This is a genomic window from Streptomyces albicerus (assembly GCF_008905045.1).
Classification (GTDB): domain Bacteria; phylum Actinomycetota; class Actinomycetes; order Streptomycetales; family Streptomycetaceae; genus Streptomyces; species Streptomyces albicerus.
Window position 1 is genome coordinate 145478 of sequence record NZ_VWMY01000023.1, and the last position, 22079, is coordinate 167556.

21 protein-coding genes and 3 pseudogenes are annotated in these 22079 nt (G+C 69.1%); 13 read left to right on the forward strand and 11 right to left on the reverse strand.

Features of this window, described 5'->3' with window-relative positions:
• Positions 1 to 232 precede the first annotated feature (232 nt).
• Positions 233 to 496, reverse strand: a complete 264-nt coding sequence (locus GAS53_RS22120) for a hypothetical protein (RefSeq protein WP_192583224.1) — start codon at positions 494 to 496, stop codon at positions 233 to 235.
• Positions 489 to 1349, reverse strand: a complete 861-nt coding sequence (mca, locus tag GAS53_RS22125; RefSeq protein WP_192583231.1) for a mycothiol conjugate amidase Mca — start codon at positions 1347 to 1349, stop codon at positions 489 to 491. The genes GAS53_RS22120 and mca overlap by 8 nt, the downstream gene beginning before the upstream one ends.
• A gap of 147 nt (positions 1350 to 1496) precedes the next feature.
• Here mca and GAS53_RS22130 point away from each other — a divergent pair, with 147 nt between their 5' ends.
• Both GAS53_RS22130 and greA read left to right on the forward strand, forming a co-directional pair.
• Positions 1497 to 1889 carry a DUF4307 domain-containing protein gene (locus GAS53_RS22130; protein WP_151479402.1) on the forward strand — a complete coding sequence of 131 codons (393 nt, stop codon included), beginning with the start codon at positions 1497 to 1499 and terminating at the stop codon, positions 1887 to 1889.
• 225 nt (positions 1890 to 2114) lie between these two features.
• The gene (gene greA / locus GAS53_RS22135) at positions 2115 to 2612 is read left to right on the forward strand and encodes a transcription elongation factor GreA (protein ID WP_151479403.1); all 498 of its coding nucleotides are present in this window, start codon (positions 2115 to 2117) and stop codon (positions 2610 to 2612) included.
• Between the two features lie 64 nt (positions 2613 to 2676).
• Here greA and GAS53_RS22140 read toward each other — a convergent pair whose 3' ends face one another.
• The 3 genes from GAS53_RS22140 to ilvA form a co-directional block, all read right to left on the reverse strand.
• Positions 2677 to 3522 (reverse strand): ABC transporter permease, encoded by an 846-nt coding sequence (locus GAS53_RS22140; RefSeq protein ID WP_151479404.1) that lies wholly within the window; start codon positions 3520 to 3522, stop codon positions 2677 to 2679.
• Positions 3519 to 4529, reverse strand: a complete 1011-nt coding sequence (locus GAS53_RS22145; RefSeq protein WP_151479405.1) for an ATP-binding cassette domain-containing protein — start codon at positions 4527 to 4529, stop codon at positions 3519 to 3521. Before GAS53_RS22145 ends, GAS53_RS22140 begins: the two co-directional genes overlap by 4 nt.
• A 187-nt stretch (positions 4530 to 4716) precedes the next feature.
• Positions 4717 to 5946, reverse strand: coding sequence for a threonine ammonia-lyase (gene ilvA / locus GAS53_RS22150; protein WP_151479406.1), 1230 nt, complete (start codon positions 5944 to 5946; stop codon positions 4717 to 4719).
• A gap of 162 nt (positions 5947 to 6108) precedes the next feature.
• Between ilvA and GAS53_RS22155 the strand changes: the two genes are divergently transcribed.
• The 3 genes from GAS53_RS22155 (at position 6109) to GAS53_RS56415 (ending at position 7544) form a co-directional block, all read left to right on the forward strand.
• A complete protein-coding gene (locus tag GAS53_RS22155; protein WP_192583232.1) occupies positions 6109 to 6609 on the forward strand; it encodes a MarR family winged helix-turn-helix transcriptional regulator in 501 nt (166 codons plus the stop codon).
• A 177-nt stretch (positions 6610 to 6786) separates the two neighbouring features.
• The gene (locus GAS53_RS56410) at positions 6787 to 7296 is read left to right on the forward strand and encodes a sigma factor-like helix-turn-helix DNA-binding protein (RefSeq protein ID WP_225859030.1); all 510 of its coding nucleotides are present in this window, start codon (positions 6787 to 6789) and stop codon (positions 7294 to 7296) included.
• Complete coding sequence (locus tag GAS53_RS56415) at positions 7293 to 7544, forward strand: hypothetical protein (protein ID WP_225859031.1); 252 nt, start codon at positions 7293 to 7295, stop codon at positions 7542 to 7544. Before GAS53_RS56410 ends, GAS53_RS56415 begins: the two co-directional genes overlap by 4 nt.
• A gap of 120 nt (positions 7545 to 7664) precedes the next feature.
• On the opposite strand, the gene GAS53_RS22165 is transcribed toward GAS53_RS56415, so the two are convergent.
• Positions 7665 to 8819, reverse strand: coding sequence for a cystathionine gamma-synthase (locus GAS53_RS22165; protein ID WP_192583225.1), 1155 nt, complete (start codon positions 8817 to 8819; stop codon positions 7665 to 7667).
• A 631-nt stretch (positions 8820 to 9450) separates the two neighbouring features.
• Here GAS53_RS22165 and GAS53_RS22170 point away from each other — a divergent pair.
• The 3 genes and pseudogenes from GAS53_RS22170 to GAS53_RS58790 form a co-directional block, all read left to right on the forward strand.
• Entirely contained in the window at positions 9451 to 10569 is a 1119-nt protein-coding gene (locus GAS53_RS22170; protein WP_151479409.1) for a hypothetical protein, read from the forward strand.
• 189 nt (positions 10570 to 10758) lie between these two features.
• Positions 10759 to 11439: a peptide-methionine (S)-S-oxide reductase MsrA gene (msrA, locus tag GAS53_RS22175; RefSeq protein ID WP_151479410.1), complete on the forward strand. Its 681-nt coding sequence runs from the start codon at positions 10759 to 10761 to the stop codon at positions 11437 to 11439.
• A gap of 147 nt (positions 11440 to 11586) precedes the next feature.
• Positions 11587 to 11736, forward strand: a pseudogene (locus tag GAS53_RS58790) (DUF4291 family protein); the annotation flags it as partial.
• 73 nt (positions 11737 to 11809) lie between these two features.
• Here GAS53_RS58790 and GAS53_RS22185 read toward each other — a convergent pair.
• Positions 11810 to 12433 (reverse strand): dihydrofolate reductase family protein, encoded by a 624-nt coding sequence (locus tag GAS53_RS22185; RefSeq protein ID WP_151479411.1) that lies wholly within the window; start codon positions 12431 to 12433, stop codon positions 11810 to 11812.
• A 113-nt stretch (positions 12434 to 12546) separates the two neighbouring features.
• Between GAS53_RS22185 and GAS53_RS22190 the strand changes: the two are divergent.
• Together GAS53_RS22190 and GAS53_RS22195 are read left to right on the forward strand one after the other, a co-directional pair.
• Positions 12547 to 13058 (forward strand): annotated as a pseudogene (locus tag GAS53_RS22190) (DUF4291 domain-containing protein).
• 371 nt (positions 13059 to 13429) lie between these two features.
• Positions 13430 to 15727: a bifunctional serine/threonine-protein kinase/ABC transporter substrate-binding protein gene (locus GAS53_RS22195; RefSeq protein ID WP_225859032.1), complete on the forward strand. Its 2298-nt coding sequence runs from the start codon at positions 13430 to 13432 to the stop codon at positions 15725 to 15727.
• 129 nt (positions 15728 to 15856) lie between these two features.
• Here GAS53_RS22195 and GAS53_RS22200 read toward each other — a convergent pair whose 3' ends face one another.
• Positions 15857 to 17035 (reverse strand): FAD-dependent monooxygenase, encoded by a 1179-nt coding sequence (locus GAS53_RS22200; protein WP_151479413.1) that lies wholly within the window; start codon positions 17033 to 17035, stop codon positions 15857 to 15859.
• Positions 17036 to 17507: 472 nt separating this feature from the next.
• Between GAS53_RS22200 and GAS53_RS56420 the strand changes: the two are divergent.
• A pseudogene (locus tag GAS53_RS56420) lies at positions 17508 to 17763 on the forward strand (transcriptional regulator); the annotation flags it as partial.
• Between the two features lie 276 nt (positions 17764 to 18039).
• On the opposite strand, the gene GAS53_RS22210 reads toward GAS53_RS56420, so the two are convergent.
• On the reverse strand, positions 18040 to 18471 hold the full coding sequence (locus tag GAS53_RS22210) for a hypothetical protein (RefSeq protein ID WP_151479414.1): 432 nt from the start codon (positions 18469 to 18471) through the stop codon (positions 18040 to 18042).
• A 115-nt stretch (positions 18472 to 18586) separates the two neighbouring features.
• On the opposite strand from GAS53_RS22210, the gene GAS53_RS22215 reads away from it, so the two are divergent.
• The gene (locus GAS53_RS22215) at positions 18587 to 19141 is read left to right on the forward strand and encodes an SAM-dependent methyltransferase (protein WP_192583227.1); all 555 of its coding nucleotides are present in this window, start codon (positions 18587 to 18589) and stop codon (positions 19139 to 19141) included.
• 19 nt (positions 19142 to 19160) lie between these two features.
• Here the strand turns inward: GAS53_RS22215 and GAS53_RS22220 are convergent, their stop codons facing one another.
• Together GAS53_RS22220 and GAS53_RS22225 are read right to left on the reverse strand one after the other, a co-directional pair.
• The gene (locus GAS53_RS22220) at positions 19161 to 19550 is read right to left on the reverse strand and encodes a VOC family protein (RefSeq protein WP_151479416.1); all 390 of its coding nucleotides are present in this window, start codon (positions 19548 to 19550) and stop codon (positions 19161 to 19163) included.
• Positions 19551 to 19789: 239 nt separating this feature from the next.
• Entirely contained in the window at positions 19790 to 20830 is a 1041-nt protein-coding gene (locus GAS53_RS22225; protein ID WP_151479417.1) for an NAD(P)-dependent alcohol dehydrogenase, read from the reverse strand.
• Between the two features lie 173 nt (positions 20831 to 21003).
• Here GAS53_RS22225 and GAS53_RS22230 point away from each other — a divergent pair, with 173 nt between their 5' ends.
• Positions 21004 to 21921: a helix-turn-helix transcriptional regulator gene (locus tag GAS53_RS22230; RefSeq protein WP_151479418.1), complete on the forward strand. Its 918-nt coding sequence runs from the start codon at positions 21004 to 21006 to the stop codon at positions 21919 to 21921.
• Positions 21922 to 22079: the final 158 nt, after the last annotated feature.

A 22079-nucleotide genomic window follows, 5' to 3' on the forward strand; every position in this document is an offset into this window, starting at 1 on the left:
GATGGTCCGTCGATCGTCTGCGGGTCTGTCGTGGCTGGTCGCTCCCCCACTCTCGGCTTCGCTCGAGCGGGGGGACCCCCATCGCGGCGGAGCCGCAAATGTCACAGCCCCGCGCCCCTTCGGGGCATTGCCGAACCGCAGTCGACTTCGCCAAGGCCGCTTGGGCCAGGGTTCTGATTCACGGGCGGAATCTGGTTCGGTGACACCCGACAGGCGTCACCGAACCCGGACGTCAGCCCTTCGCGGGCGAAGTCTTCCCGCCGGAACCGGCCGAGCCGGTCGCCTTGTCGGAGGCGGCCGCCTTCGGGTCGGGGTCCTCCTTGAAGTCGACCTTGCCCATGTGCCGGTTCATGCTCTTCATCAGCCCCCACACCGCCAGGGCCATCACCGCGAAGACGATGAAGCCGAGGACACCGGGGGTGACCTTGTTCTCGTCGACCTCCTTGGCGAGAGGGACGAGGTGCGTCAGTGCCAGGCTTGCGCTCATGTCAGGCATTGTCGCGGATGCCCGCGAAGAGGTCGTCCTCGGGGAGGGACGTATCGACGAGCGACTTCGCCAGCTCGTACTCCTCCGTGGGCCAGACCTCCTTCTGGATCTCCATGGGGACCGTGAACCAGCCGCCGTCGGGGTCGATCTGCGTGGCGTGGGCGATGAGGGCCTTGTCACGGATCTCGTAGAAATCGGCGCACGGGACGTGTGTCGTCAGCGTGCGTTCGGTGCGCTGGAACTCGTCCCAGCGCTTCAGCCAGTCCCCGTACGGCGACTCCATGCCGCGCGACAGCAGGGCCTTGTGCAGTGCCTCGGTGCGCGGGCGGTTGAAGCCCTGGTTGTAGTAGAGCTTCTGCGGCTGGAAGGCCGGGCCGTACTCCGACTCCGGGTACTTCTCGGTGTCCCCCGCGCCCTCGAACGCCACCATCGAGATCTTGTGGGTCATGATGTGGTCCGGGTGCGGATACCCGCCGTTCTCGTCGTAGGTGGTGATCACCTGCGGACGGAAGGAGCGGATCTTGCGGACCAGCTCGCCGGCCGCCTTGTCGACGTCCTCCAGGGCGAAGCAGCCCTCGGGAAGCGGCGGCAGCGGGTCGCCCTCGGGCAGCCCCGAGTCCACGAAACCGAGCCACTCCTGCTTGACCCCGAGGATCTCGCGGGCCTCGTCCATCTCCTTCTTGCGTACCTCGTGGATGTGCTCCTCGACGTACTTGTCCCCCTGAAGCTTCGGATTGAGGATGGAGCCGCGCTCCCCGCCCGTGCAGGTCACCACCAGCACGTCCACCCCCTCGGACACGTACTTCGCCATGGTGGCCGCGCCCTTCGACGACTCGTCGTCGGGGTGGGCGTGGACGGCCATCAGTCGCAGCTGGTCAGTCAAGACTCAAATCCTCGTCAGTCGGCGCCCCTGTGTGAAACGGCGCGATCGGCGCTTCTATAGTGACCGAATCGGCGGGCGAAAAATTCCGGGTCCCGGCCCCGAACACCCGCCCCGGAAGGGACGATCATGAGTACGGTGCAACTGCCCGAGGGCCGGTACGGCCGCTCCGCGGACGAGCGCGCCGACCGCAAACTCAAGATCGCCGGTGCCGTGCTGGGTACGGCCCTGCTCGCGCTGATCGGCTATTTCGCCTACTACTACGTCGGCGGCAACAAGATCAGCGCCGAGATCATCTCCTACGACCTCTCGGACACCGCGGTGCAGGTGCACCTGGAAGTCCGCAAGGACGCGGGCGCGACGGGCTACTGCACGGTCCGCTCACAGGCCGAGAGCGGCGCCGAGGTGGGCCGCGCGGACTTCCGCTTCGACCAGGACTCCTCGCGTATCGACAAGGTGGTCACGCTCCGCACGACGGCCCGCGGCACGACCGCGGAGCTCCTCGGCTGCCACGCGGACTGAGCGCGGGACGGGCCCCGGACGCCGCCACGGGTCGCGTCCACGCCCGACACTGACCGGTATCACCCTCGACAACTCGCCGCTGACCTGCATTGACGTAATTCTGATGGCTTATGTCCTCCCCCTTCGGCCACTGAATTGTTAGGCTCGTGGTTTCGCCCACCCGTGAAAGAACATTCTTCTGGGTAGGGCGATGCTTTGTATTCCCAGTACCTACGAGGAGCACCTGTGACCCAGACCAGCGAGAACGTCACCTGGCTGACCCAGGAGGCGTACAACCAGCTCAAGGCCGAGCTGGAGTACCTGTCTGGTCCTGCGCGCACGGAGATCGCCGCCAAGATCGCGGCAGCGCGCGAGGAGGGCGACCTGCGCGAGAACGGCGGGTACCACGCGGCCAAGGAGGAGCAGGGCAAGCAGGAGCTCCGTGTGCGCCAGCTGACCCAGCTCCTGGAGAACGCCAAGGTGGGCGAGGCCCCGGCGGCCGACGGTGCGGTGGCGCCCGGCATGGTCGTGACCATCGCCTTCGACGGCGACGAGGACGACACGCTCACGTTCCTGCTCGCCTCGCGCGAGTACGCGAGCTCGGACGTCGAGACGTATTCGCCGCAGTCCCCCCTGGGCTCCGGCGTGAACGGCAAGAAGATCGGCGAGGACGCCCAGTACGAGCTGCCGAACGGCAAGCTCGCCTCGGTGAAGATCCTGGAGGCCAAGCCGTACGCCGCGTAGTTCCGTCCGGCGCGTCGTCCCTGGTGAGCCCCCGGTGCCCATGCGCCGGGGGCTTCGCCGTGCCTCAGGCCGTCGCCGAGCGGTACTTCCGCACTGCCAGCGTCCGGAATATGACGATGATCAGGACCGAGTAGATCAGCGAGGCCCAGACCGGGTGCTGCATGGGCCAGGCGTCCGACGGCGAGACCCCCGGGTTGCCGAAGAGCTCGCGGCAGGCCTGGACCGTGGCGCTGAAGGGGTTCCAGTCGGCGACATGCTGCAGCCAGGGCGTCATCCGGCTGGAGTCCACGAACGCGTTCGAGACGAACGTGACCGGGAACAGCCAGATCAGTCCGCCGGAGGTCGCCGCCTCGGGCGTGCGCACGGACAGGCCGATCAGCGCACCGATCCAGGTGAACGCGTACCCGGCCAGGAGCAGCAGCCCGAAGGCTCCGAGCACCTCGCCCACGCTGGTGTGCGTACGCCAGCCGACCAGCAGGGCGACGACGGCCAGCACGAGCAGCGTGAGCGCCGTCTGCACCAGGTCGGCGAGCGTCCGACCGGTCAGGACCGCGCCGCGTGCCATCGGCAGGGAGCGGAAGCGGTCGATGAGTCCCTTGTGCATGTCGTCCGCGATGCCCGCTCCGGCGCCCGCGGTGGCGAAGGTGACGGTCTGCGCGAAGATGCCGGCCATCAGGAATTCCCGGTACGTACTGGATTCGGTGCTGCCCCCGATGTTCATGGAGCCGCCGAACACGTACGAGAACAGCACCACGAACATGATGGGCTGGATAAGCCCGAAGATGACCATTTCGGGAATCCTGGACATCCTGATCAGGTTCCGCTTGGCGACGACCAGGGAGTCCCGGACGGACTGGCCGAGGAAGCCCCCCGGGGCCACGGTCGGCACGGCATCGGTGACGGCGCTCACTTGGTGTCCTCCTTCTTGCGCTTGGGGCCCTTGGCGTCCTCGACCACGCCGTTCGCCTCGTCCTCTGCCTCCGCGTGGTGTCCCGTCAGCGAGAGGAAGACGTCGTCGAGGGTGGGGCGGCGCAGGCCGATGTCGTCGATCTCGATGCCGCGGGTGTCCAGCTCACGGATGACCTCCGCGAGGAGCTTCGCGCCGCCGGTGACGGGCACGGTGAGCTTGCGGGTGTGCTGCTCGACCGTGGTCTCGCCCTTGCCGAAGCCGCGCAACACCTCCGACGCCGTCTCTATGTGCTCGCGCTCGTGGACGACGACCTCGACGCGCTCGCCGCCGGTGCGGGCCTTGAGCTGGTCGGAGGTGCCGCGGGCGATGACCTTGCCGTGGTCGATGACGCAGATGTCGTGCGCGAGGTGGTCGGCCTCTTCGAGGTACTGGGTGGTCAGCAGCAGCGTCGTACCGCCCGAGACCAGCTGTTTGATGACCTCCCACAGCTGCTGGCGGTTGCGCGGGTCGAGGCCGGTCGTCGGCTCGTCCATGAACATGACCGGCGGCGAGACGACGAGCGCCGCCGCGAGGTCGAGCCGGCGGCGCATACCGCCGGAGTACGTCTTCGCGGGGCGGTCGGCGGCGTCGGTGAGGTTGAACTGCTCGAGCAGCTCGACCGCGCGGACCTTCGCCTGCTTCGCCCTCATCTGGTAGAGCTGGCCGACCATGTGGAGGTTCTCGCGGCCCGTCAGGTATTCGTCGACCGCGGCGAACTGGCCGGACAGGCCGATCGAGCGCCGCACTTCGTTGGGATGCTTGAGCACGTCGACGCCCGCGACGATCGCCTTGCCGCGGTCGGGCCGGAGCAGCGTCGTCAGGCAGCGGACGGCGGTGGTCTTACCCGCGCCGTTCGGCCCGAGCAGGCCGAGGACCGTGCCCTCCGGGACATCGAGATCGACGCCGTCCAGAGCCCTTACGTCGCCGAAGGTCTTCACCAGGCCTTCGGCGTAGATGGCGCCTGGCATGTGAGTTCTCCCAAAATCGGTTGGGGATCCTACGGAAAGAAGCTAGTTTTGCCGGTTTACACAGCCCGGTGGACCAGCACGAGCCAATGCGGACCAGCGGGCAATTCTGCGATGAGACACACACCATAACGCGATGTATCGCGTTCCTCAACAGGTTTTTCTGCCCTGGACAACAAGGGTCCTGGCCTCAGTCGATGATCGTGTAACCCGCCTGCCGCAGCGCCGAGTTCACCTCGGCACAGTGCTCCGGCCCCTTCGTCTCCAGATGCAGCTCGACCTCCACCTCCGTGAGCCCGAGCCGTGGGTCGGTCCGTACGTGGCTCACATCGAGGACGTTAGCGTCCACCACTGACAACACCCCGAGAAGTGTCGCCAGGGCGCCGGGCCGATCCGTCAGCCGAAGCGTGACCGCGAGATAGCGGCCGCCCGCGGCCATGCCGTGCCGCAGGATGCGCTGCATCAGCAACGGGTCCACATTGCCGCCGGACAGCACCGCCACGACCGGCCCCTCGAAGGCCTCCGGCTCGCTCAAGAGCGCCGCGACGGGGCTCGCGCCGGCCGGCTCGACGACCAGCTTGGCCCGCTCCAGGCAGAGCAGCAGCGCGCTGGACAGGGCGTTCTCAGAGACCGTACGGACCTCGTCGACCAGGTCGCCGATGATCCGGAACGGTACGTCGCCGGGCCGCCCGACCTTGATTCCGTCGGCCATCGTGGCCGGGTTCTCGACCGACACCGGGCGCCCGGCCGCGAGCGAGGGCGGATACGCGGCCGCACCTGCCGCCTGCACCCCCACGATCCGTACGTCGGGCCGCAGCGCCTTCACGGCGACCGCGATGCCCGCGGCCAGACCACCGCCGCCGATACCGACGACGATCGTGCGCACCTCGGGGCACTGCTCCAGGATCTCCAGGCCGACGGTGCCCTGCCCGGCGATGATGTCCGGGTGGTCGAAGGGGTGGATGAAGACGGCGCCCGTCTCGGCCGCGTACCGCTGCGCCGCCGCGAGCGTCTCGTCCACCACCGTCCCGTGCATGCGGACGTCGGCCCCGTAGTGCCGGGTCGCGGCAATCTTCGGCAATGGGGCACCCGTAGGCATGAACACCGTGGAGCGCACGCCGAGCAGCGAGGAGGCCAGGGCGACGCCCTGCGCGTGGTTGCCGGCACTCGCGGCGACCACGCCCGCGGCCCGCTCCTCCGGAAGCAGCCCGGCGATACGCACGTACGCGCCGCGCAGCTTGAACGAACCCGTCCGCTGGAGGTTCTCGCACTTGAAGTGGACCGGCGCGCCCACCAGCCCGGACAGGTGCCTGCTGCCCTCCATGGCGGTCACCCGCGCCACACCGGTGAGCATCTTCTGGGCGCCGCGCACATCGTCGAGGGTCACCTGCGGCAAGGAGTCAGCCGTGCGGTAGCTCATGACCACCAGTCTCGCAGTTCACGCGGCGCCACACCGGCCGTGACCAAGGTCCGAGACTGGTTTCCGCAGCGCCGGTACGGCCCGCCTCCCGTCCGCGTACTCTGTCCCCCAACCCTGCCCCACGCATGAATAGAGCCCCCGGCCATGCCCACAACACCTGAAATGTCGATGGACATGACGACCGTCGGTGACACCGGTCTTCTCGAATCGCTGCAGCACGAGGTGGCGGTGTTCGCCCGCCGTGCCGAACAGACCCGGCTCGGCGGGGTCGGGCAGGTCCGCAACTCCATGGACCGCGCCGCGTATCTGCTGCTCAACCGCCTCGACAAGGAGGGGCCGATGGGCGTCAAGGCACTCGCCGCGAGCATGGGCATCGACTCGTCGACGGTCACCCGTCAGGTGGCCCCGCTCGTCGACACCGGGCTCGTCAAGCGCACCTCGCACCCGGAGGACGGACGTGCCGTGGTGCTCCAGCTGTCCCCGCGCGGGCTCTCCCGCCTGGAGGAAGTACGGTCCTCGAGGCGTCAGCTGATGGCCGAGCTGACCGAGGACTGGGCACCCGAGGAGCGCGAGGCGTTCTGCACGCTGCTCACCCGCTTCAACGTCGCGCTGTCCGCCCGAATGGCCGCGTCGCCGTCCGTGGAGGCACCGGCGTCCTCCTGAGCGCCCCGCACACCGCGTCACGTCCCCGTCCCGCACCGCGTCGTGTCGTGTCGGCCTCTTGACCAGGGGCCCGCGCCTGGCCTCATATGAGACCGGGTCCTGTCGTACGCGGCTGTCGTACGCGGCTGTCCTCCGCGGACGTCTTCAGGGCCCGGTTTCCCCCAGACGGGAGGCGCGGTGCGAGAGCGGGGGGCGTCCCAGAGCGCCCGCCGGGCCCGGGAGTTCGAAGCGTTCGTCGCGGGCGCGGCAGGGCGGCTGTTGCATGCCGCCACGCTGCTCACGGCGGAGCCCCCGGACGACAACCCGCGCGCGCGGCGCCTGCTCACGGCGGCCCTGGCGCATACGTACGCCTCCTGGGACCGGCTGCGCGGCGAGGACCCGTACGACAGGACCCGGCAGCAGCTGGCCGTGCGCTTCGCGCGCGGGGCATGGCATCAGTACGGCGGCCTGGGCTGGACGCACCCCCGGAGCCGCGCGAAACCCGCGGGCGTCCTGAACTGCCTCACTCCCCAGGAACGGCTGATCCTCGTGCTGCGCATGTACGAGGGCGTCGCCGAGGAGCAGGCCGCGGCGCTGCTCGGGCTGCCCACGGAGCGCGTACGGGCGATCTGTGCCCGTGCGATGGCGACGCTGCTGCATCCGCCGCGGGAAACCGCTCCGGCGATCGCGGAGGTGGCGCCGTCATGAGCCGGATGAGCCGCAAAGAAGCGGATGTCCGCCGGATCCTGGAGGAGCCGCAGCCGCCCGTACCGCGCGACCTGTACGCGGACGCGGTGCGCCGTGGCGGGCGGATGCTGCGCCGCAGGACGGCGGCCAGACGGCTGATGTGGCTGGTGCTGTTCGCGGCGGCCGTGGCCTTCATCGTGTGGGCGTCGATAGCCCAGCCGTGGGTGGAGCCGCCGTCGGAGACGACTCCACCGCTGACCGGCTGGTGAACCCTGACGGGCCGGTGACCCCTGGCGGGCTGGTGACCCCTGGGGGGCTGGTGAACGCCGACCGGCCGGGGAACGCCGACCGGCCGGTGATCACCGCCGGTGTAACCGCTGGGCCGGTGACTAGCCCAGGGCCTGTGTGAGGTCCTGAAGGAGATCGTCGACGTTTTCGATGCCTACGGAGAGGCGTACGAGATCGGCGGGGACCTCGAGGGCCGAGCCGGCCACGGACGCGTGCGTCATGCGCCCCGGGTGCTCGATCAGGGACTCGACGCCGCCGAGGGACTCGCCCAGGGTGAACACCTTGGCGCGGTTGCAGACCTCGACGGCCGCCTCCTCGCCGCCCTCGACCTGGAAGGAGACCATGCCGCCGAACGCCTTCATCTGCTTGGCGGCGATCTCGTGACCGGGGTGCTCCGGGAGCCCCGGGTACAGAACGCGCGTCACGCGCGCGTGCCGGGTGAGCATCTCGGCGACCTTGGTGGCGTTCTCGCTGTGCCGGTCCATTCGCACGGCGAGCGTCTTGGCGCCGCGCAGCACCAGCCAGGAGTCGAAGGGGCCGGCTACGGCGCCCATCGCGTTCTGGTGGTAGGCCAGTTCCTCGCCCAGCGCCTCGTCTCCCACGACGAGCGCACCGCCGACGACGTCCGAGTGGCCGCCCATGTACTTGGTCAGCGAGTGCACGACGACGTCAGCGCCGAGCGCCAGCGGCTGCTGGAGGTAGGGGGTCGCGAAGGTGTTGTCGACGACCAGCCTGGCGCCGGCCTCGCGGGCGATCTGCGAGAGCGCGGCGATGTCGCTGATACCGAGGAGCGGGTTGGAGGGGGTCTCCACCCAGACGGCCTTGGTCTTCGGGGTGAGAGCGGCCCGTACGGCCGCGGGGTCGCTGGTGTCGGCGACCGACCACTCCACCCCCCACCGGGAGACGACCTTCGCGAAGAGGCGGAACGTACCGCCGTACGCGTCATTGGGGATGACCACGTGGTCGCCCGGGCTGAGCAGCGTACGCAACAGGCAGTCCTCGGCCGCCAGTCCGGACGCGAACGCGAGCCCGCGGCGGCCGCCCTCCAGGGCGGCGAGGTTCTCCTCCAGGGCCGTCCTGGTCGGGTTGGCGCTACGGCTGTACTCGTAGCCGCCGCGCAGGCCGCCGACGCCGTCCTGCTTATAGGTCGAGACCTGGTAGATCGGCGGGACGACCGCGCCGGTGAGGGGATCGGCGGTATTGCCCGCGTGGATCGCCACGGTTTCGAAGTGCTGGCTGATGTGCCTGTCGCTCATGGGCACCGAGGGTAGTGCGCTCGGGGGGATTACGAGGGCGGGGGCTTGACGGGGGGGGCGGGGCAAGGGGCTGGGGGCCCGGGGCAAGGGGGCTGGGGCTGGGGGCTGGGGGCTGGGGGCTGGGGGCTGGGGGCTGGGGACTGGGGGCTTCGATGGTGCCGGGGGGTGTACGGCGGCCGCCCGGAGGGGAGGCGATTGGAAGATTTGGGCCAGGCCGGCACAGGGCGGGGCAGGTCAGGCCAGGTCACCGGCACCGCAGACTCTCCGAGGAGTCCCAAATCTTCCAATCGCCACCGTCCGGAGCGGTCGGCACCGCCCGGAAGGAGTCGCCACTGTCCGGAGGGGTCGCCACCCTCCGGAGGGGATTCCACCATTCCCCCCAGAACCGGGTCACCGGGTCACCGGGTCCGAGGGCTTCGGCCCCTGGAATTCGCCCAGGATCCAGGGGGTTCGATCGAGATCCGGGCGGGGCCCAGGCGCTTCGATCGATACGCAGGACAGGGTCCAGGGGCTTCGATTGTGACCCGGGATCGGGCTGTGGCGGCTTCGACCGTGTCCCGAGATGGGACTGTGGCGGCTTTGTTCCCGACCGGGTTCGCCAATTGTCGGACCCGTCTGGTTCGCTTGAGGTATGGAAATTCTCTGGGTTCTGATGGCGCTGCTCATGATCGGGTTCGCCCTCGGGCCGATCCTGAGGCGCAGGCGTGTCGGCATCCAGCAGGTCGCCCCGGGCGACCCGGACGCCGCCGACCCGGCGAACTACGGCTTCCTGCGCCAGGAGGAGCTGGACATCCGCATGCCCGGCCCCGACCCGGACCTGCTGGAGGTCCTGGACCTGGTGCAGAGCAGCCAGGACTACCGGGCGGCGTCGCAGCTCCTCGCCGGCACCGAGATAGAGGGCGAGCGGCGCTGGCAGCGCGTGCAGGCCTTCGCGGGCGCCGCGTCGCTGGAGCTGCAGCAGCGCCCGGGCGGGGTGAGCGACAGCCCCGGCGGGCAGTGGCTGCGGGTGTGGCGGGCCGAGAAGCCCAAGGACGCGGGCGGCGCCGCCGTGCACGCGGAGTTCCTGGTGCAGCAGGCGTGGCGTACGTCGACGCCGGGGACGGACGAGTTCCGGATCATCATGGAAGAGGCGCGGGCCGCCTGCGGCGAGGCTGCTCTACTCTCCCCCGGTGACCCGATCCCGTACATCATCGAACTCTCCGTGGCCCGCGGACTCGCCTACTCCCAGCCGGAGTTCGAGAAGCTCTGGCTGAAGATCCTGGACCGCGCGCCCGCGCACATGGGGGCACATCTGGCGGCGCTGCACTACTGGTGCGAGAAGTGGCACGGCTCGCGCGAGATGGCGTACGCCTTCGCGGAGGCGGCGGCGGCCCGGGCCCCCCAGGGTTCCCTCCTGGCCGCGATGCCCCTGTTCGCGGTCTTCGAGCACCTCCCCGAGGTGAACCTGGTCAGCGGCTTCTACCAGAGCGAGGTCGTCACCAAGGCGGTCCACGGCGCCCTCTTCGCGGTCCACGCGGCCCGCCCCGACGACCCGATGCTCGCCCACGTCCGCCACCTGCTGGTCTTCTTCCTGGTCCGCGGCGAACGCTGGGCGGAGGCGATGAACCAGCTGGTCCACGTCGACGGCCACGTGGGCGCCCTGCCCTGGACCCTCACCGCCGACCCGGCCGCGGACTACGCGATATACCGAGCGCTGGCGGTGGCGGGCTACGAGGCGAACGGCGGAAACCCGGCGACACTGCCGCACTGAGGGGACTTTTCCTGAAAGGCCGGGGGTCCGGCCCTGGAAGGCCTGAGCGGCACGGGTGGACCAGGGATTCGAAGGTCCGGAAGGCCGGAGGCCCGCAGCGGTACGGGTGGGCCACGGCTTCGGGAGTTCGGAATGCCGGAGGGGGTCCAAACGTTCTCGTCACTGGCCCCCCATCGCCGAGGAGACTGCATGTTCCTGCACAGCCGTACGCCGAAGTTGCCCACCGCCGAGCAGGCCCTGCGCGGCCGCCCCGAGCCGACGTACTCGGTTCCCGAGCGGCACACCGTTCTCGGCAACCCGCTCCTCGGCCCCTACCCCGACGGCCTGGAGGTCGCCGATTTCGGCCTGGGCTGTTTCTGGGGCGCGGAGCGCAAGTTCTGGCAGCTCCCGGCCGGCATCTACACAACGCTGGTCGGCTACCAGGGCGGCTACACCGAGCACCCCAGGTACGAGGAGGTCTGCTCGGGCCTGACGGGCCACACCGAGGCGGTCCGCGTGGTCTACGACCCCGCCGTGATCTCGTACGAGCGCCTCCTGAAGCTCTTCTGGGAGTCCCACGACCCCACCCAGGGCTTCCGCCAGGGCAACGACGTGGGCACCCAGTACCGCTCGGCGGTCTACACCCACACCCCGGCCCAGGCAGCCACCGCCGAAGCCTCCCGCGCCTCCTACCAGAAGGTCCTCACGGGCTCGAACTACGGCACGATCACCACGGAGATCCTCCCCGCGGAAGGCCGGACCTTCTATCCGGCGGAGGGCTGCCACCAGCAGTACCTGGACAAGAACCCGGCAGGGTACTGCGGGATCGGCGGGACGGGCGTCTCCTGCCCGATCGGTGTCGCCCCGGCGCCGGAGGCAACAGACAAGTAGCCGGCGGCGCCCCGAGCTCGCTCTTCAAGAGGACGGTCGTAGCACCGGCAACTCACGCCGTGCTGCGGCTGACTCCCCCTCAAGCCCTCATCGAGGTCGTCGAAAATCGATGGCCGCCCATACCCGGCGGGCTACACGCTGTGCGCCATGGAAGAACCGCAACGCAGAATCCGAGCGCTCCACACGCCGTCCACGATCACCGTCTACCAGGCATACTCCCCGGAGATCGGCCTGCCCGCCGTCCGAGAGGGCCGGTTCCCCACCGCGTGGAAGCGGGACCGGATGACGTGGGTCAAGGCATGGGAACTTCGCAGCGTTCAGCGCATCGCGCGAGTCCCGATCGAGTGGTCGTTGTCGGTGCGCGCAGGTGTCAGCCATCCAGGCCCTGGTCCGGCGCTGCGACGTCAGACGTGTTCTGGTCATGAGCGACGTGGAACCGCAGATGTGTGACGTGCGGCGAGGCGAGAATCCTGGTCCGTTCCAGCTCGATGCGTTCCGTTCCCAGATGCTCGAACAGCCGGCGTCCGTCGCCCATGAGCACCGGTGCGATCTGGAGGTTGATCTCATCGAGGAGTCCCGCGCTGAGCGCCTGTTGAGCGATGTCCGCCCCCATCAGCAGGACGTCCTTCCCGTCCGCCACTGCTTTCGCTTGCTGCAGCGCCTCTTTCACGCCGCCGGTGACGAAGGTGAAGGTCCCGCTCTTCATGACGCGCCGGTTTCGAGTGTTGTGCGTGAGCACGAAGCACGGCACTGGGTAGGGCGTGTCCTGCCAGACGTCGACGCCTACGTCGAATGTTCTTCTGCCCAGCACGACGGCACCTGTCGAGGCCGTGACCTCCTGTGCCACCGTGGCGTCCACATCGCTGGTCGGTGTGTTCAGAATCCATTCATGCAGGCGCAGCCCACCCCGGCCCATGGGGTGTTCGACGCTGATGTCCGGGCCGGCCATGAAGCCGTCGAGCGACATGGTGACGTTCAAAACCACCTTGCTCATGGGACGTACCTTTCCGCGCGCTTGTGTCGGGCATGCAGGGAGGTAGACCGTGGGGCGAGACCAAACTCATCGGTCACCCGGACACAGCGGTGAGCGGGGTCATCAGCTGACTCCTGCTTCGAACGGCCTCGCGGACACGACTGCGCGGAAAGGTCTGTGAACGAGGCTTGACATGGATCAAGCCGTCGTTCCTGTGGATGATGTACCGCTGCGGTTGGGGCGCGAAAGCAGGACAGGAGACCGTTCTGGCTGTCGAGGTCACGCGCGACGGCTTCGAGTGGGCACTGCGTAACGCGTGCCTGTCCAGCTACGTGCGTGGGGTTCACCCCGACCGCGCCACCTGGCAGCGTCAGCTGAAGCACGCACCCACTCGCATTCAGTGGGACCCCGAGCGCGACCTGCACCTTCAAGCCCTGCCGTACCGCTCCCTGCAACTCGGCCTCTCCGGTGAGGCCGTACGGCGCTACGCGGACGAGTGGACGGTCGCCATCAGCGATGTGCCCCCCTCGCACGTGAGATCCACACTTTCGTGAGCAGCGGCGACCTCGACTCCGCGGCCCGGCTACTGCCACAGGAGCGTCCCTACCCTGCCGCAGACGAACTGCTGGGCCACCTACGTCCGTGACCACAACCAACAACGGTCACCCGAGGGTCACATGACAGCACAGGCTCGCCGGGACGGGTGTCTCCTGCCCTGTCGGCGTCGCCAAGGCCGATGGCTGAGGCGCTTGGCTCTGGTGCGTCGCCGACATGGCCATCGAGGGCGATGAGGACGCGTCACAGGGCGCAGTGCCTTCTGCGCGGGACGCAGGGCGCGGGGCCTCGCTCGTACGTGCGTACGCGAGTGCAGTATGGGTACCAACATGTGCATACGGGGATCCATTGATGCGCACCCGCAGGACGCCCACATCGTGTCCAGGGCAAGTGACGCCCGCTTACCCGAGTGCGCGGACTTCCCGCAGACGGGGGACGGGGGACGCCGTGCGGGGACGGCTGATGAGTGGGCGGTACCGGCTTTTGGCGCGGCTGGGAGCCGGTGGCATGGGGGAGGTCTGGCGGGCTCGCGACGAGAGCCTGGGCCGGGAGGTCGCCCTCAAGATCTTCTCTCCGCCGGAGGGGATCGGGGCCGAGGAACGCGCGGAACTGCTGGGTCGTTTCCGGCGCGAGGCGCGCGCCGCGGCGGGGTTGGACAGCCCGCACATCGTCACCGTCCACGACCACGGTACGGACGGGGACACCCCGTACCTCCTCATGGAACTGGTCACTGGCCGTTCCCTGGAGCAGGTGCTGCGTACGGAGGGTCGGGCTCCGGTGCGGCAGGCCCTGGACTGGGCCGGGCAGATCTGCCGTGCTCTGGCCATCGCCCACGCAGCGGGGATCGTCCACCGCGACATCAAGCCTGCCAACGTCATGGTCCGCCCTGACGGCACGGTCGTCGTCCTCGACTTCGGCATAGCGGGATTGATGGAGGCCGCGGAAGCGGAGTCGGGTGCGGTCCGGCTGACCCTGCCAGGGCAGTTGCCCGTGGGCAGCGTGCTGTACATGGCCCCGGAACAGTTCCGGCAGGAGCCCAGCGACGGGCGCACCGACCTGTACGGCTTGGGCTGCGTGCTGTACGAACTCCTGATCGGCCGGCCTCCTTTCACCGGCCCCGCCGCGGGGGTGATGTACAACCACCTGCACGACGAGCCGTTGCGCCCAAGCCGGGCCCGCGCCGAACTGTCCACCGCAGTCGACCGGCTGATCCTGGACCTGATGGCCAAGGACCCGGACCTGCGCCCCGCCGACGCGCACCAGGCGCGGGCACGCGTCGAGGCAGCGGGCGCCATACAGGGCGGGCACGAGGAGTCCGTGCCGGAGCCGGAGTCTCCACCCGCGTCGGAGCCGAAGTCTCCGCCCGCGTCCGCTCCAGGGCCCAAGTCCTCCAGCCCGCAGCCACTTCCGGAGCGAAAGCCGGAGACAGAGTCCCCCCGGAACACAACAACCCCACCATCCCGAAAGCTCGTGGTGGGTCTGGGGTTGGCGGGTCTGGGATTGGCCCTGGCGATTCCCCTGGGCGTAGTGGCAGCGCGCACCGACTACTTCAGCTCGGGATCCCGGGACGTGAGCCAAGGGCCGAACCGAGAAGTGCGGGAGCCGACGGAGGATGAAATTCCCGAGCCGACGGAGGAGGTGAGCCGACCGCCGGTGGAAGCGGGCGGAGGCCGTCCAGACCGGTACCTCGTCGCGCTTGTCGGCGACTCCAAGGCGATGGAGCCCATGGTCGAGGTCGTCGAGAATGTACTCGCTGCACGGAAGGAATCCTTCCGGCTCGAAAAACCGGTCAAGGTGGTGGCCATCGAGCCCGGGTCCGGGAATTGGGACGAAGTGGAGGAGGATCCCGGCCTGCTCGCGGTGATCGGTGACACGTATGCCGAGGACACCCTAGGGGTACGAAGGCTGTTCCCCGACTCGGGCAGGAACCTCATCGCGCTCGACACCTGCGGCTACCGCTCGCACGCCACCGACTACGCAGCCGAGCGCGGGTCCTCGCTGTCCTGGCCCGGCACCTCCCCTTTCCCGCTCCACGCATCGGAATCGGTACTCGCCACGGCCCTCGCGACCTACCTCGGGGAAGTCCGTGGTATTCGGGCCGTGGCGCTCATGACCATGAATTCGTCAAGCACGTTCGGGCCAGAACTCCACTCCGCCCTCCGAGCGGAGGGCATGCGGGTCTCTGTTACTCCCATGACGGAGTTCCACAAGGACGCCGACGCTCATATCGACCGCATCAAGAACTCCGGTGCGGAAGCCGTGCTGTTCGAGACCTTCGACTACAAGAAGGTCAAATTCGGTATGCCCTCCTCGACTTGGCGGCTCGCTGCGGAGTTCGACGGGCCAGTTCTCGTGCCCGATCTTCCGGAGACATCCTGCGGAAAACCTGACAGAAAGCGGGCGCCCGGTCCGACGGGGCTGCTGCGTTACCGCACCGTCTCGGACGACGGTTCGACATACGCGGCGTCACTCCCCGCGCAGCGGGGGGCGGCGGAGATCCACGACGCGGCACTCCTCCTCGCCGAGGCATTGACCGCCCCGGCCCTCGAGCCCCGCGCCGACAGTGGCATCGGAAGCATCCGCGAACGTCTCGGAGAGGTCATACGGAACAACGACGACACGAGGGGCCTCCTCGGCCGCTACACCTTCGAGGGCGACCCCTTTACCAAATCCACCCGCACCAACGCTCCCGCCTGGATCGACCGCTACAACGGCAAGCGGTGGGAGGAAACAGACATGATCAAGGCCACAAGCGAGTGAACTGCAGGCTGCCGAGCCGCAAGCTTCGACCGTGACGGTACGTGGGCCGGCGCCCTCGACCGGGCATGGAAGGCAACACCGCCGAAGGAACGACGCTGACACTGTCCATCGAGTTGCCCAGCGGGGCACTCACGATGGCGTCTGTTCGTCGAGGACGTCGGCCCTCCACGCGGTCGCCTGGGGCAGGAAGCCGTTCGCGGTCGCGTAGCCCGCCATGCGGGCGTTGCGTGCCTGGGCCTCGGGGCCGTCCGGCAGGTGGAACTCGTCGCCCGCCCGAGCGGCACGGGCCTGCATGCTCGTGGCGGCCGAGAGCCGTCGGCGTACGTACCGGTCGAGCGCGTCGGGTACCTCCGCCGGCGTCGCACCCGTGAGGGCGTCGCCGAGCACGGCCGCGTCCAGAATCGCCTGCGCCGCGCCCTGGGCCTGAAACGGCACCATCGCGTGGGCGCTGTCGCCCAGCAGGGTCACCCTTCCGACGTTCCACCGCGCGAGCGGGGCACGTGTGTAGATGCCGTAGCGGAACACCTGCCCCGCGCGTTCGAGGACTCTGAGCACCCGGGAGTCCCACCCGTCGAACTCGCGCAGCTGCTCTCCCGGTTCCGCCCGAGCGGTCCACGACTCCTGCGCCGCCTCCGCCGTGAACACGGCCACGACGTTGAGCAGTTCCCCACGACGGACCCAGTAGTGGACGAAGTGCCGGCCCGGACCGAGCCAGACGCCGAGTTCCGGCAGGCCCAGATCGGCCACCTCGCCGGCCGGGAGCAGCGCCCGGTAGGCGGCGGTTTTCGAGAAGACCGCCTCGTCCGCGCCGAAGAGCCACTGGCGTGCCGCGGACCGGATCCCGTCGGCGGCCACGACCAGGTCCGCACGCAAGCGCTCGCCGCTCGCCGTGGTCACGCAGGCGGACTCGTCGTCCTGGTCGATTCCCACGACGGCCGTGTTCAGACGCACCGACCGGGGTGGCACCGCCGCGGCCAGGGCCTGGTGCAGATCGGCCCGGTGGAGTAGCAGATAGGGCGCCCCGAACTCCTCCTCGGCCTCGCGTCCCAGCAGGTATCGGCAGATCTCGGCCCCGTCGGACCAGGTGCGGAAGGTCAGGTGGGAGGGGTGGACGGCCTGTGCGGCGACCGTGTCGAGCAGGTCCAGTCGGCGCAGTACACGCGTGGCGTTGGGCGCGAGCTGGATTCCGGCACCGATCTCGGTGAACTGCGACGTCTGCTCGGCCAGCGTGACCTCATGGCCGGCGCGGCGCAGACTGAGCGTCGCCGCCAGTCCCCCGATACCCGCCCCCACGACGATCGCTCTCATGCCACGACCTCACTTCGCCACACTCGCGACTTCGCCACACTCGCGCGCCCACCTCTGACCGGCGACCTGGCGAACACGGGGGCATCGGGCATCGGTGTACGCCTCCGGCGCGGACCGGTCGGTGCGCGGACGAAGAACAGCGCGCAAGTACCCGACCGGGCAAGCACTCGACCGGGCAAGTACTCGGCCAGGCAAGTACTCGGCCGTCAGCTCGGGCAGGGTATCGGACAGAACTCCACGGCTGTACGAGGCATTTCAGCCCACTTCGGGCGCGGTCCGGCCACCGCAGCGGCCGGGCAGCCACGCCCCGCTGGGCGACTCCAGACCGAACTCCAGGCAGAACTCCAGACGAAACTCCAGGCGGAAGCAGACCAGCGATGTCCATGCCGACGGTGCTCACGACCGGCGCGGGCAGCGGCAATTCCCTGCGAGAAATGGCTCGTAGCCCTCCGCCCCGGTTACAACAGGCACCGTGGACTTCCCTCACGCGCTTCGCGAACGTCGTACCCGCCGCCCGCCATCTCAGCCAGCCCGGCCGAAACATGGTGGTTCGTCTGGCCGAGTCGCTCGAACTGCCACTGCGGGAGCGCAACGAGCTGCTGCTGGCCGCCGGGTATGCGCCCGTCTACCCCGAGAGCTCGCTCGATGACGCGGCGCTGGCCCCCGTGCGCACGGCGATCGACCACATCCTCCGTGGGCACCTGCCGTACCCGGCCGTGGTCGTGGACGACGCCATCGAGACCCGTGTGGCCCGGAGCTACGAGCGGTTCGTCGAGAAGGGGGATTCACGTTCCCGTCGCGCGCCGATGCCGTGCGCCTGGACAGCGTGGTCAAGTTCGGCTGGGAGACGGTGTCCGTCGAAACCGGCGACGTGGTGGGCGGGGGGCCTGGAAGTTCTCGTGCTCGACGACGGACGGACGGACCACGGCCACGGCTCAGGCCCCCGGGAGATCGGCTGCATATCGGCCGCTCGGCTGCAGATCAGCCGTTCAGCCGCGGATCGGCTACAGATGTGTCGAAGCGTCGGGTGCCCCGGCCGGCAGTGGGCCGACGGACACAGCCAGATAGCGGAACTCGCCCCCTGGCCCCTCCTGTTCGGAATACGGCTGCCAGTCGACGCGATACGTGCCTCGCAGGCTGCACGTGTTCGGCTCGTAGGCTCCTTCGGCCCACAGCAGCGTGCCGCCGAGTTCCCGTCCTTGATGGATTCTGAAGTCGTGATCCCGGGTCCGCTGGTTCGCGTGCCGCGGAGGTGTCCACAGCGACGGCTCGTTCGTCAGCATGAGCGCGGGCGCCAACTCCCACAGAACCCGGGCGAAACCGTGCTGAAGATCCGCCTCGGAGTGGAACACGGGTCTGTCCCCGCGCAGCCGTGCCATGACGTCGCGCAGTGAGGTCCGTCCGGCGATGGCCGCGGTACCGTCCGTCGATGCCATGGTCACGGCGCCATTGAAGTGCGTGCCCGACGGAACTCACAAGCCCACGGCAAGGCGTACGCCCCTGCATAAGCCCTTACATACGCCCCTGCTTACGCCCCTACACTCGTCGCCTGTGGCGAGCACGGCGGTTCCGGAGCGCATCAGGCGGGCGGTCGCGGCGCTGGATGTGCGGCCGGCCGACCGGCTGCTGGAGATCGGCTGCGGCGGCGGGGGCGCGGTCGCGCTGGTCTGCCCGCTGCTGACCACGGGCACGATCACGGCCGTCGACCGTTCCGCGACGGCCACGTCACGGGCCGTGCGGCGCAACGAAGGCGCGATCCGGGATGGCCGGGCCACGATCGCGACGGCGGCCTTCACCGAGTCGGGGCTCACGGCCGCGGGCATCTCCGGCCGACGCTTCGACAAGATCTTCGCGATCAACGTCAACCTGTTCTGGACGGGCCCGGCCCGCGCCGAACTGGCGCTCGCCGCAGACCTCTTGGCACCGGGCGGAGCCTTGTACGCGTTCTACGAGCCGCCGGGCGACCGCCTGGCCGAGCTCGCCGCGAAGGTCTCCGGCACCTTCGCGGCGGGCGGCTTCACCACGGAGGTGCTCCACGCGGCACCGGTCGTGGGCATCGTGGGCCGCCCTCTTCGACCGCGGCGCTCTCCTGGCCGGCGACCCTGAGCGGTCTCCCCGAGACCGCTCAGGCCTGGCTCCCACTCCCATAAGGCCGCGTAAGGATCTCCAGGTTGTGGCCGTTCGGGTCGTCGAAGTACGTGCCGCGGCCGCCGTCGTTGGTGTTGATCTCGTTGACACGACGGTGGAAGGGATCCGCCCAGTACGTGAGACCGGCGTCCCGGATACGGGCGAAGATCGTGTCGAAGTCGTCCTCCGAGACCAGGAACGCGTAGTGCTGCGGCGGGATGGGGCCGGTCGTGTCCATGTAGTCGAGGGTGACGCCGTTGGGGATCCGGACCGGGATGAAGGGGCCGAAGGGCGGGCTCACCTCCAGGCCCAGGATGTCGGCGAGGAACTGGGCCGAGGCCTTCTTGTCGTGGGCGGCCACGATCGTGTGGTTCAGCTCGACGGTCATCGTGCGTACCTCCTCGGCTCGTCGGCGGTGATCTTTCCGCGCGTCCTCCCCTTCCACGCTAAGCGCCGGCTGCTCGGCGTCCGGGAGCTCCGAAGGATTGCTATGGCTCCTGGCGGCCCCTAGGGAACAGGGGCGCAGCCCCGTCCCCTAGGGGCGCGGGGCGGTGACATTATGCGGCTCCGCCGCGTGGGCGCGCCCAGCCCCCACGCACCCGCAGACAAAATCCGCCCCCAGCGGAGCTAAATCGTCGCGGTGTCGATCACGAACCGATACCGCACATCACTGCTCAGCACCCGCTCGTACGCCTCGTTGATCTCAGCCGCACTGATCAGCTCGATCTCCGCACCGAAGCCGTGCTCGGCACAGAAGTCCAGCATCTCCTGGGTCTCCTGAATGCCACCGATCCCGGACCCGGCAAGGGTCTTGCGGCCGCCGATGACCGAGAAGAGATTGAGGGAGACGGGCTCCTCGGGCGCGCCCACGTTCACGAAGGCGCCGTCCATCCTGAGCAGGGACAGGAACGCGTCCAGGTCCAGCGGAGCCGAGACCGTGGAGAGGATCAGGTCGAAGGATCCGCGCAGTTCCTCGAAGGTCTTCGGGTCGCTGGTGGCGTAGTAGTGGTCGGCGCCCAGCTTCAGCCCGTCGTCCTTCTTCCGCAGGGACTGCGAGAGGACCGTCACCTCGGCGCCGAGCGCGTGCGCGATCTTGACGCCCATGTGGCCGAGGCCGCCCATGCCGAGGATCGCGACCTTCTTGCCGGGGCCGGCGTTCCAGTGCTTGAGCGGGGAGTACGTGGTGATGCCGGCGCACAGCAGCGGCGCGGCCTCGTCGAGGGCCAGGCCGTCGGGGATGCGGACGGTGAAGGCCTCGTCGACGACGATGTGGGTGGAGTAGCCGCCGTAGGTGGGCTCGCCGTTCTTGTCGAGGGCGTTGTACGTGCCGACGTTGCCCTGGGTGCAGTACTGCTCCAGGCCCGCCTTGCAGTTCTCGCACTCGCGGCAGGAGTCGACCATGCAGCCGACGCCCACGCGGTCGCCGACGGCGAACTTGGTGACGCCGGGGCCGGCCTCGGTGACGATGCCGGCGATCTCGTGGCCGGGGACCATCGGGAACATGGCCTCGCCCCAGCCCTCGCGGGCCTGGTGGATGTCGGAGTGGCAGATGCCGGCGAACTTGATCTCGATCAGGACGTCGTTCTCGCCGACCGGGCGACGTTCGATGGTCGTGCGCTCCAGCGGAGCCTTTGCGGCGGGAGCGGCGTATGCGGCGACAGTGGTCATGCCGGGGGTTCTCCTAAGGAGTGGTTCCGTGCCCGGCCTGCCTTCCGGCCGGGTACGCCGTCCACCGTGCGCCTTCTCCCACGTGTCACCCAGACCACGGCTTTGCGTACGACCGCTGGTCCTACTACTGATGGGGGCAGGTTCGTGGACGTACGACCGTGAATACTGGACGTATGGAAGAACAGCCCTCTCAAGAGCCCGCCGGGGAAGCGGGGCGCCCGCTGGACCGGCGTGCCGAGCTCAGCGAGTTCCTGCGCTCGCGCCGGGCCCGGCTGAAGCCGGAGGACGTGGGGCTGCCGGACTACGGGCGGCATCGCCGGGTGCCGGGGCTCCGCCGGGAGGAGCTGGCGCAGCTCGCCGGGGTGTCCGTGGCGTACTACACACGGCTCGAGCAGGGCAACGGGCGGAACGTGTCGGCGGAGGTGCTCGACTCGATCGCGCGCGCCCTGCGGCTGACCGGGGCCGAGCACGCTCATCTCACGCATCTCGCGAAGCCGAAGCAGCACAAGAAGAAGGCGTCGGCTCGGCCGCAGCAGGTGCGGGTCGCCTTGCAGCAGCTGATCGACAGCTTCGAGAACGCGCCGGCGTACATCGTGGGGCGGCGGTCCGAGATCCTCGTGTGGAATCGGATGGCCGCGGCCGTGTTCGGGGACTGGTCCCAGATGCCGCCTCAGGAGCGGAACTGGGCGCGGATGGTGTTCCTCAAGCCCGAGTATCGCGAGCTGTTCGTGGAGTGGGATCAGAAGGCGTCGGACATGGTGAGTTTCCTGCGCATGGACGCGGGCTGCCATCCCGACGACCCTCGTCTGTCAGCCCTCGTCGGCGAGCTCTCCGTGAAGAGCGAGGAGTTCCGACGGCTCTGGGCCACGCACGACGTCAAGGAGAAGAGCCATGGCGTCAAGCGGCTCCATCACCCGCTGGTCGGTGAGCTGACCCTCTCCTTCGAGTCGTTCAAGATCGTCGACGACGAGGAGCAGTCGATGGTGACGTATCACGCTGAGCCGGGGTCCGCCTCCGCGGAGGCGCTCCGCTTGCTGGCCAGTTGGGGTGCGGACGCTACCCGCGCGGGTACGGCGGCGCCGAAGGCGTAGTTCTTTCGCCCCCGCCGCCCCTACCCGTCCCATCCCTGGGGGCTGCGCCCCCAGACCCCCGCTGTCGGCCTGGCGGCCTCGTCCTCAAACGCCGGACGGGCTGAAAATCAGCCCCTCCGGCGTTTGAGGTGCGGGGGTTCGGGGCGGGAGAAAGCCAA